Origin of the sequence: Flagellimonas oceanensis (assembly GCF_003992595.1) — a bacterium.
Lineage (GTDB): Bacteria > Bacteroidota > Bacteroidia > Flavobacteriales > Flavobacteriaceae > Flagellimonas > Flagellimonas oceanensis.
This window is the reverse complement of record NZ_RZNA01000052.1, coordinates 351,736-363,160: the sequence shown is the minus strand read 5'-3', so window position 1 is coordinate 363,160 and position 11,425 is coordinate 351,736. Positions and strand designations below refer to the sequence as shown.

At 42.6% G+C, this 11,425-nt stretch carries 3 protein-coding genes and 1 tRNA gene; all 4 read right to left on the bottom strand.

Features of this window, described 5'->3' with window-relative positions:
• Positions 1-1,253 (bottom strand): DoxX family protein (locus tag EO132_RS18955; protein ID WP_164732388.1); only part of this gene is annotated, 1,253 nt, incomplete at its 3' end.
• A 108-nt stretch (positions 1,254-1,361) separates the two neighbouring features.
• Positions 1,362-2,609 carry a site-specific integrase gene (locus tag EO132_RS18950; protein WP_127139370.1) on the bottom strand — a complete coding sequence of 416 codons (1,248 nt, stop codon included), beginning with the start codon at positions 2,607-2,609 and terminating at the stop codon, positions 1,362-1,364.
• Positions 2,610-2,835: 226 nt separating this feature from the next.
• Positions 2,836-2,909: transfer RNA gene (locus EO132_RS18945), tRNA-Pro, on the bottom strand.
• A gap of 112 nt (positions 2,910-3,021) precedes the next feature.
• Positions 3,022-11,328, bottom strand: coding sequence for a T9SS type B sorting domain-containing protein (locus EO132_RS18940; protein WP_127139369.1), 8,307 nt, complete (start codon positions 11,326-11,328; stop codon positions 3,022-3,024).
• Positions 11,329-11,425 lie beyond the last annotated feature (97 nt).

Sequence of the window (11,425 nt, the reverse complement as noted above, 5' to 3'; positions counted from 1 at the left end):
AATTCGTTAATCCAATGAAAACCTCTTTTCATAAGATAAAACTCATTCTTATCCTTTATCTTAAAATCAATCCTAATGCTATCTTTACCTTTGGTTCCAGTAAAAACCAAAACACTATCCCTTAACTCGTATTGGAAGTTAAAGGTTGAAGATTCTTTGAATGGTTTTATTTGAATTGTGGTGTTTATGGTATCCACTACACTTTCTGCATAAAGAATATCGCCATTCATTTTGGTTATGTTGGAACTGTATCTATCGACTATAAATCTTCGCCATCTATTTTTGTCGGTCAACAACGGTTCAATAGTATCATTGTTCACGACAAAAGTTTCAACTTCGTAAATTCCATATAGACTGGGCATCTCTGCTTTTCTCCCATGCTTATATTGGTTACTATAATTATTTGTAACCATTACCGAAGTGATAAATAGAATGACAAAGCCTTTCACAAAAAGACCGAGTTTAACATATCTCCTGTTTTTAAAGTATGGTTCTATTTTATTGGCAGGAACCGGCTTGTTCAAAACGAAAAAATTCAAAAGTCCCATAATGTCCTTTGATAGTATAATTATGGACAGTATTACCAAATGAAATGAGAAGAGCTTTACAGGCACATCGTAACTCATGTTCAAGACAAAAACATTGAGCATTATTCCGAACGCTAAAATGGCCCCAAGTCTAGTGGTCTTTCTAAAAAAAAGAAGTACTCCCGCCATAACCTCCATCACACCAGTGAAAATGATGTAAGGAACAGAATATCCCATAAACTTCCATAGTAAACCCATTGGAGAAATTTCACCAAATGGCCTTAACATATCGGTAAGACCAGGTTCCCAAAATTGATTAGGAAACACTTTGGCAAGACCATAGGTCAACATTGTGAATGCCAAATAATAACGGATATAAACGGCAGCAAACCTTTTAATTCTTCCAAAGAAATCCCTTGCCCTATCAAAAATGAGCCAAATCGTTGCAATAATAACCGAAATTGCTCCTTGCACAAGAAGTTTAAAAAAATGGTAGCTCGTATCCCCGCTACCATTGACACGTGTAACAATATCACCTTGATAGCCTGCACCGTCCTTTACCAGTAATAAAACCAACCACTGCCAAAACTTATCTACATAAGATGAAATGCTTTCTCCAACTTTGAACGGTAGCCATTCCAAAGGAAACGGAAAGATGTATAAAAAGAAATAGGCAATTAGAAATAGTGTTCCCCAAAAGGTAAAATTATCAAATATCCTCTTCATAGTTTTATGGTCATTGATGGCTATTCTGTTATTAAATTGGAGAAACTATCTTCTCAAATATAGTTATAACTAAACAATTAGTTTAAACATCATAACTGGAGATTACTATTAGCTTCCTGTAGAATCTTTTTGCTCATTTTTTTCCATATGATAAATAAGGTTCTGCATATCCTCCCCTATCTTGTGTTCCAATACCCTTGCATAGATCTGGGTAGTGGACAGTTTGGTATGACCGAGCATTTTGGATACAGTTTCTATAGGGACTCCATTGGACAAGGTTATCGTTGTTGCAAAAGTGTGCCTTGCTGTATGGAATGTCACTTTTTTGTAAATCTTACAGGCCTTACATATTTCCTTTAAGTAATAATTGACCTTTTGATTGCTATAAACAGGCAATAGTACTTTCGTTATTCTCCTTTCGGCTGAATCTTCATATTTCTTGATGATTTCCTTTGCTTGTGGTAATAGGGGGATTTTAAGTTTTTCGTCCGTTTTTATCCTTTTGGTGAACAACCATTCATTTCCATCTATTCCTTTAAGTAGGTGGTCTGGGGTCAATGCCTTGACATCGATATAGGATAGGCCAGTATAGCACGAGAAGAGAAACACATCCTTGCATTTCTCCACCCCCTCCTTTGTGAATGTGGTTTCTTCAATCAACCTCAATTCCCGTTTTGTCAAATATTCCCGTTCGCTTTTCTCAAAACGTAGTTTATAGTTTTCAAAAGGGTCTTTTGTTATCCAATCCAACCGAACGGCCAACCTTGACATTTTCTTAAGCCGTTCCATGTGTTTCATGGCCCCATTATTGGTGCATTTGGTTCGTGTAGATGGTCTGTACTTTCTTAGGTACTGCTCAAAGTCCGATATAAAACGATAATTCAATTTTTTGAGCTTTATATCCTCTATCCCATATTCTTCTTTTAAAAATAGGCCCACGCATCGTTCTGTGATGTGGTAGTTCTTTCTGGTTCCCGGACGTAAAGAAGTGTGCATGGTTCCATTGTGGTAGGCAATCAATTGTTTCAATGTTTTTCCGCCCTCATCTTCCCCAAAAAATCTTGCCTTGATAGATAGTGGTGTGATTACTTTTTCTTCTGCCATCATTAATCTATGGGCCTCATGTAGTCCGGTATAAATTTGGTCTAGGTACTTGTTCAGGGAAATTACATAACTGGAAAAACCCTTGCCCCTTTTACGGTTATTGTCCCATAAATTGACTTTTATCTCCCGATTTATGCTAAAATCGGTTCGCTCACCATCGATGGTGATCCTACAATAGACAATTAGGTTCTCGGATTGAACCTTGTGCTTTCTTGTAAAGAAGTTGATTGTTAAACGATTGTTTTTCTGCATGTTGTAACCTTTTAGAGTGTTAATACTGTGAAAGTCAAAACACAAGAAAAATGGTTCTAAAAGTCATTTAAAGTTACAACAAGAAGTGTAAGTGTTTGCTCCCGATGGGAACACGCTTGATATGATTTTAGATGGTTTTAAATGAATTCAAACGATATGCCTAAAAACACAAAACACTGAAAATCATAAGATTAACAGTGTTTTGATTTTACTTAAATAAGGTAAGTCGGGATGACTGGATTCGAACCAGCGACCACACGCACCCCATGCGTGTACGCTACCAGACTGCGCCACATCCCGAAAAGGGACTGCAAAAATATAAATTTTGACGATAATTCAACCTTGGGAAGGTAAAACTTTTACCCTCCAGTTCAAGAGTCATTAATTTTATTCAGCACAATAGAAATGGGGACTATTCGCGATACAGGGTAAAATGTCCCACAAAACGCTGTTTATCAGTATCGTTCGCATTTACAACATACCAATAATCTCCTGTAGGCAGCGGTTTGCCATCATAATTCCCATCCCATTTTTTGACTTGGTCCAATCGAGCCACTACCCTTCCATACCTGTCGTAGATAATGACATCAATAAACGGGAAGTACTCTCGGTTTTTTGGATACCAATAATCATTCATGTTATCTCCATCCGGAGTGAAGAAGTTCGGCATCTCTGGCATTCCTTCAAAATTAAATGGCATTACCAGGGTTGCCTCACATCCATTTTGATCACGCACCATGATTGTAATATTGGAGTCTTGAGTGGTATTGAAAATGTTCTCCTCTCCATAGGGTTCGCCTTGGAAAAAGTATTCATATCCACCAAACCCTCCTGTCGCGATTGCAGTAATCTCATCGGGACCCGTTTTTGAAGCTTCCAACGTCAAAGGTTCGTATGCCTCCACTTCAAACTCCACAAAGGTCACACAACCATTCGAGTGATAGATATAGACCGTGTGCTCGCCTGCTGGTAAATCCCCAAAGGTCCGCTGATTGGTTGCTGTCATTACATCGTCTACATCCAGCGAGAACAATAAATCTGACAGTTGGGAACTATCCTCAATGTTGATGGTTACTGTACTATTGGGGAATATACCCTCACATCCATATTCCACCACCGGTTCTGCTACAATGTCCACGCCTACTCCCACCTCTGCAATCACGTTGGTCTGGCAACCATTGGCATCACGAACAAACACCACATAGGTTTCCCCTCCTTGAAGATTGTCGAAGAAAAGACTGTCATTTTGCTCAAAATTGGCATCATCGGCAGTATTGACGCTGGTATAATATGGAGCGGTTCCTCCAGTCACTTCCAACGTCATGGTTCCATCGCCATCGCCCATACAGGTTTCTGGAGTGGTTTCCACAACTCCTGCCAACAGTTCCATGGGCTGTGTGATTTCCACTGTTCTGGTTATGGTACAACCCAAATCATCTTGAATGATAATGTCGTAGGTTCTTGGCGCCAAATCGTAAAATGTTTTTCTGTTGGGATTATCCGGGTCGTCCCCTTCAAAAAACTCACTTAAAGTATCGGAAATGGAATATCTGATCTGACCTGTTCCTCCACTCGCCTCAATAATAATCTGTCCATTCGTATCCCCTGCGCACAGTACGGGTACAGCTTCCAAATAATCCAAAACCAACGGATCTTTAGGTTCAATTTCAATAGGGTCTGATATGACTTCACACCCTCCACTCTGTGCATAAACGTAGTATGTGCCTGGGTTCAACTCTCTAAAAATCCCAGAGTTTTGAACTGGTCGCACTATAGATGATGACGTTATTGGCAACATGTTGGAATTAACCAAGGTATAGGTGTAATTACCAATTCCACCAAAAGCTTCGGAACGAATGATTCCTGTTGCTTCTCCCGCACAGTTGATAGTAGCATTGGTCAAATCAAGATTGATTACCAAAGGTGCAGCAGGGTCCAAAGAAACTTGGTTAGATCTTTCGTAAGGACATCCATTGGAGTTTTGCACTTCATATTGGAAAGGTCCAGCATCCACACTAATATCCGCAGCGATTTCAACACTGGTCATACCAGCTCCGAAAGGTATGAATGCGCCACTGGTGCCCGCTCTTCTATAAAAATAATTCACTCCAGGCTCCGGGTTGGTAACTGTAAGCTCCATTCTACCGAGGTCTCCACAACCCGGTGGTTGTAACTCAACCAACTCAGCCACCACGATTTCTGGGTCGGAAATGGTTATAAGGTCTGTTTGGAAACTACAGTTCCAGCCATCAAAGACGGTAATCCTATAGTCTCCTGCTGACAAATTTCCAAAAGTCGGTGTGGTCTGTAATCCACTATTGGTACCGTCCGTGATTCTTTTCAATTGGTACAGATAGTTGCCGGGCCCTTGTCCGCCAGCCTCATTATGGGCTTCTATTATAGCATCATTGTCATTATTACAGGCCAAAGGACTCACAATACGAATATCCGCTGTGATGTCGATTGGTGGAAGCAAATCAATATCTGTTGTAGATACACATCCTCTTAAATCTCTCACATTTACGGTATAGGTATCTGTTGAAAGGTTTTCAAATACTGGATTTGTATTGGGGTAATCCACCAAAATGGTTCCATCGGATGCCACCAATTGATACTCATAGGTTCCCCATCCGCCGTCTCCTGAGGCTGTAATCTCTCCCAGCCCAGGCACATTACAGGTAACAGGGGATGTTTCCACCGCATCCACAGTCAAACTCCTATCGGGTGATCGTACCGTGGTCACATTACTTACGGTATCACAATATGGGGAATCCAAAGCTTCTATACGGACCACCAAATTACCTGCGGGAACGTTTTCAATGATTTCAGGGGTGTTGATGGGTGCATTGGTGTCAAAAGTACCTGTCACTCCTGTGGTCGTCTCTGTTCCCGTATTATCACGCCTGAACACCTCATAAGCATACGCACCACTGTAATTGTTGATTTCCAAACTAATCACGCCATCGGAACCATTGAAACAGGTCACGGGTTCAACTTCCGCGATTACTGCTTCTATATTGTTATACTCCGGCATATTGACGGTACTGGTCAAATAGGTACACCCGCCGCTTCCCACATCGGTAACGGCAAAAATGTAGTTGCCGGGAGTGGAAATGTCCCAAGTTACCCTATCGCTTCCACCAGAGCTACGAGCTGATTCGGAGCCCAAAGGCAGTATTTCCACTTCGTAATCACCGGGACCTTCATTTACTATGATATCAATGGAACCTGCACTGACGCCAGTTCCTGAAACATCACAGGTAATCGGATTGACATTGTAACTAAAAGTGATATCCGTAGGAGCTGGGATAAAGACCGTATCGGTAATTTCACATCCATTTTGGTCACGAGCTGTTACAATGATAGTCTGATCGGTTCCATTGTCGATTACAGGAAACTCATTACTTGTTTGGAAATTGGTTCCATCAAATTGCGGGGTTCCATCATTCATGCTGTACGTGAACGAACCTGAACCTGTTGCTGCTCCGGTTCCATCGCCATTGGTATCTGTATATATGGTAATGGTCGCCTTACTGAATCGATTACTCGATGGATTACAACTAAACTCCGTGTTCACTGCATTAATCTGTACTTCCGTGGGTTCATTTATTGTGATGTCCCCTGAGCGAACGGTACAACCTCTATCTGAAACCGCTTCTACTTGATAGGTTCCTTGGGAGAGATTATCAAAAAGGTTTGTTACCTGTGGTCCTGCGACGATGGTTGATGATGAGCCTTGATACACCACATAATTTATCGGGGTATCCGTGGCACTTGAAGGGTCCAATTCCACGGCAATGGTTCCATCATCAGCTCCAAAACAAGTAATGTCACTTTTTGGCGTAGCCGTAATCACGGGTGTATTCACTGTGGATACAATTACCTCTGCTTCATCGGAACACAAAGGACTTGTGTTTGAATCCAAATCTGTTACCAAGATATTGTAATCGCCCGGATCAATCCCTGTGAAAACATTATCATTTATCTGCGGAAGCCCAATATCAGTCAATGTAGTTGCATCCCTTAACTGATACCTAAAATTACCACTACCTCCCGTGGTATTCACAGTGATTACACCATCTCCAGCATTACATGTTGGATATGAGGTGGCATCGGCAGAAATCGCAAAGAAATCAAACACCTCTGCGGTTACCGTATTGGTACATCCGTTGCCATCCCTTACGGTGATTACGTAGCTGCCCGGATTGGGTACAACAAATGACGTCCCTGATTGGAAACCACTTCCAATATCATATTGAAAGGTGTTTTCCGGCTCAGGACCTGAAGTGAGTGGAGAAACTATATTGATTTGATATCCACTGGTCGCGGTACATTGGTTCACTACATCAATTACCGGGTCTGGGACCCCTGCTTCTTGGGTCACCGTCAATGTGGTCATAGCGGTACAGCCATTGGCATCCTGTACATAAAAATCGTAGTCATTAGGATACGGTCCTGGTATTTCAAAAGTAGTTTGTGGTGTAAATGCTGTTGGCGCCGGGTCTCCAGAAGGAACATACGCATAATTATATGGCCCTGTGCTTCCAAAACCTCTTAGAGTTACCAAAGCGCCCGCATTACAAGTAGCTTCCACAAAATTGTCAACAGCTATGGAAACAGAACTGATGTCCACAAAGGCCAGAGTGCTTCCGCTACAGCCTGTATCGGTATCATTTACAATAATTTGATAGTTTCCAGGTGCCAATCCTGTGATTGTTCCATTGTATGGAATGGTTTCCCCTGTATATGTATCTATTGAAACAGTTGCGCCTGTATCTGTATTCTGAACTGTCACGGTAAAATTACCAGAGGCTGAAATTCCAGAGACTTCATAATCAATGGAACCACTACCTGCTACATTACAAGATGCAGCCAAGGATGTTGCGGTCACAGCAACTGGATTACTTGGGCCGATGGGGTCTATTTCTTCAATATAAGTACATCCATTGGCATCCCGTACCTCAACAAAATAGGTGACTCCGGGAACCACTTGTCCTGTTACATCAAAAATATCGTTGTTAATCCCTGTTCCCAATTGAAAGGTTGGATCACCTACGAGTCTAAATTCATAAGGAGCAGTCCCTCCTGTTGCCTGTACTTGATAAGGAAAGGAGGTATCCGAACATGAAGCTGGATCAGCACTGGGAATTAAATCCAATTGGTTTTGATCGATAACCACTTGATCACGATCCTCACAACCTTGTGCATCCGTAACAACCACCGTGTAGTTCCCAAGCGGCACGTTAGTAAAGTCAAAGGTTGTACTTGCGTTTCCTATTGATGAAGCTATTGTTCCACCGAATTCATCGACCAGAACATAATCGAACGGGGCCACCCCATTGTTTACCGTAGAGGTAATTGATCCGTTCACAGAGCCCGAAGCACATATGGCATCCGTTGGTGTGGCCGTGGCATCCAATGGATCACTAGAACCGATGGTCACATCATATACTGGGCTGATACAACCTCTGCTATCGCGAATAACGAATCCGGTATGTGTGCCTGCTCCATATCCTGAGAATATATTTTGACTGCTAAAGGTCGTTCCCCCATCATTACTAAATTCATAGGGAGGGACCCCTTGTGTCGTATCCGGAATCAGCTCTACTATACCACTTGTGTCGTCTCCGCATTGTGTGTCTGTGGCCACTGCACTACCTGCAATGGTCTCTGGTGGGGAAATGGTCACTGTGTTTGTTTCCGTGGTACACCCTCTTGCATCCGTAATCATGAACTGGAAGGTTGTATCCGAAATAATGGAACCGTCGTTGGGGACATTGTATACAAACGAGTTTCCAGTAAAGTTGTTATTGTCTGAAGTATACGCTGCACCATTCACACTTACTTCGTAGATATCGTAATTACCAGAAGATGTGTAACCATTGCTAATAATCACTTGTATTTGACCGGGAGGGCCTGCACAATCCAACTCTTGTATTGTGGTAGCATTGGCCATTACCTGTGGCTCTATGGTTGCGATTACGGTATCCCTACAATCGTTGGCGTCTATTACCTCAATGGTATATGTTCCTGGTGTTAAACCACTAAAAGTGGTACTTGCACCCAAAGCTCCTCCATTAATTCTGTATTGATAGGGGGCCAAACCTCCTGTGGCATTCACTTCAAGCGTAGCAGCCGTAAAGTTATCATAGCAAAAATCCGATGCTCCACTGTCCAAGGTCAATGTTGGTGCTTCTAAACGGGTCAAAGTAAAGCTATCTGTCACGGTACATCCGTTGGCATCGGTAACACTTACTTGATATATTCCTTCTTGTGCCAAATTGGAGAACGTACTTCCATTCTTTGGTCCTCTTGTGGAACCATTGGGCTGGGTCAAAGTATATCGGTTACCACCCCATCCTCCAACGGTATTAACACGAACGGCTCCTGTATTTCCATTTTGACAACTCATGGCGGTAACATCCAAACTCGAAATAGCAAATGCAGTGGATGGTTCTTCTATCTCCAAGGTGGCTGTGTCAGTACAATTGGTTTCTTCGTCGGTCACGGAAATTACATAGCTTCCCGCGGGCAATCCTGTCAATGGAATAATGCTATCGCTCTGCCCCGTAAAAACAGGCCCTCCATCAATACTATAGCTGTACGTGGAATTGAATCCATCGACCAAAAACCGTCCTTCGCCATCGGAATCACCCACGCAGGTAACTACTTTGGTCTGTTGCGCTGCAACGCCTATGGAACTGATATCGGTTATGGCGTAGTTTTCATCATAGGAACAACCTTCATCATCGGTTACCCTGAACGTATAAGTCCCCAATCCCAAACCTGTGAAGGTGTTGTTGTTTCCATTGTTAACCACACTTCCTGCTGGGGCAATAATTTCATAGGTGTAAGTCCCCGAGCCTCCTGTTACGGATAATTCCAAAGATGCCGTGGTCGTAATACAATCCAAACTGGAAATACTGAAATCGATATCAGTTGGCTTGTTCAGGCTATTGAAAGGAATATCCGGCAATGTTTGCACACACCCATTGGCATCACGGATCATTGGTGTGTAGGTTCCAACTCCTAGGTTGGGAAAGACATTGTTACTTCCAAAACCAGCTCCTATACTGTATTCATAGGGTGCTGTTCCTCCAGAAACCCCTGATATTGTGATCTGTCCTCCGTTTTCATTCCCGCAGGTTGGTGCACTATCGGGTGTGGCCGTTGCCGTAATGGTAGAAGGCGTGCCTATGGTTGCTGCTTGTGGTGTGGTCGTACAGGTAAAGGAATCCTGCTCGTACCGTAATACCACATCATAATTGCCCGGTGCCAAGTTGGAGAAGGTATTGCTTATTTGAAAAGTTGCTCCGTTATCTACACTATACTGTATTTCGTAACCATACCCATTTGATACGTTTACTGTGATTCTACCATCGTTGGCTCCGCCACAGTTGGCATCTTCCTCGGTAAAACTATATAGTGGCGGGGGAATATTTTCCACATCCACGGCAGCGGTTCGTTGGCATCCATTGGCATCCTCAACCAAAATATTATACGTCCCTGCAGTATTCACGGTAAAACTGGATGAACTGGAATATGTGGAACCAAAAGCACCTCCATCCACGCTAAATCGGTAAGGTGCGGTACCTCCACTTGTGGTCACATCCACATCCACGGATGTGGCACCACAACCAAAACTATCGGATGCCGTAGCCGAAACAGCCAAGGGACTTATTCCTCCACCAATGACAATAGGGTCTCCATCAATATCGTTGGTAATGGTCTCTGAACAGGCATTTGTTTCCACTCGAATACTATAGGTTCCCGGACTGACATTGGCAAAGGTGTAATTATCCGCGCCGTTTGGTCCAAAAGTATCCACCGTAACACCATTCTTAACCAATCTGTAAGTATAAAAGCCAGGAACACCGGACACCGCTACATCAATGCTGCCCAACTCTCCACTACACATAATATCATTTGCGGTTACATCCACATTGATATCCAAATCATCAACAGTTACCAAGTTTGATGGGAACACACAAGCTGTTGCGGAAACATTCTTCAATCTCACATATACACGGTAGTCTCCCGAAGCTGTAATATCAAAGAAAGGATTATCTTGATAAGGTCCAGAAGCACTGTTCAAGCTATACTCGTATCCAGCAGGAACATTTGTTACCTCTACTCTACCTGGTTGCCCACAAATGATATCCTCTTTGATCAGTTGGGGGTCCAATGGGTTCAGCGTGGACTTAAAATAGTAATACTGGCCAGAATTGACACGTACCCTGAATTCTCCAGCGGTTGACAAATTAAAAGTAGCATCCGTACTAACCGTATTCCAGGTACAGGCATTGTTTATGGTTGGACAATCGCTCACTACTGTGGGAGCACAACTATTAGGGTCCAACTGCTGCCATTGGTAAGAACTCCCGGATTGACTCAACGTCAATGTCCTACCGTCACTTGTACCGCACAAGAAAAACTTTGCAACGGTACTACCATCGTTGGGGCAAGTAACCTCATCATCCGCTCCATTTATAATGGTAGCGAACATGGTGGTTGTTGCAAACGGTTCACTTTCTTCGTTGGATGCCTCCTTTGAGGTTACATCTGAAATCTCTTTCTGGGTATCGGACTCTGCCTTGTTGGACACCATATGGGTAAGTATCCTGGCAACTTGAGTTTTTGCTAATACCGTGGAACCGAAGATTGATATGAACACCAACAACACGACATATAGCAAATGCCTTGTTTTTTGTGGGAGCATAGGGGTTAAGTCTTGTTTAGAAGAATATGTTGGATTTGGGACCTAAATATTCTTAATAGTAATTTTCTGTTCTTATAAAAATTCTCTTTATCTTAAT

Bases quoted from the DNA above. Each gene is read 5' to 3' on its own strand.
- EO132_RS18940 (WP_127139369.1), bottom strand. From the start codon at position 11,328: ATGCTCCCACAAAAAACAAGGCATTTGCTATATGTCGTGTTGTTGGTG.
- EO132_RS18950 (WP_127139370.1), bottom strand. From the start codon at position 2,609: ATGCAGAAAAACAATCGTTTAACAATCAACTTCTTTACAAGAAAGCAC.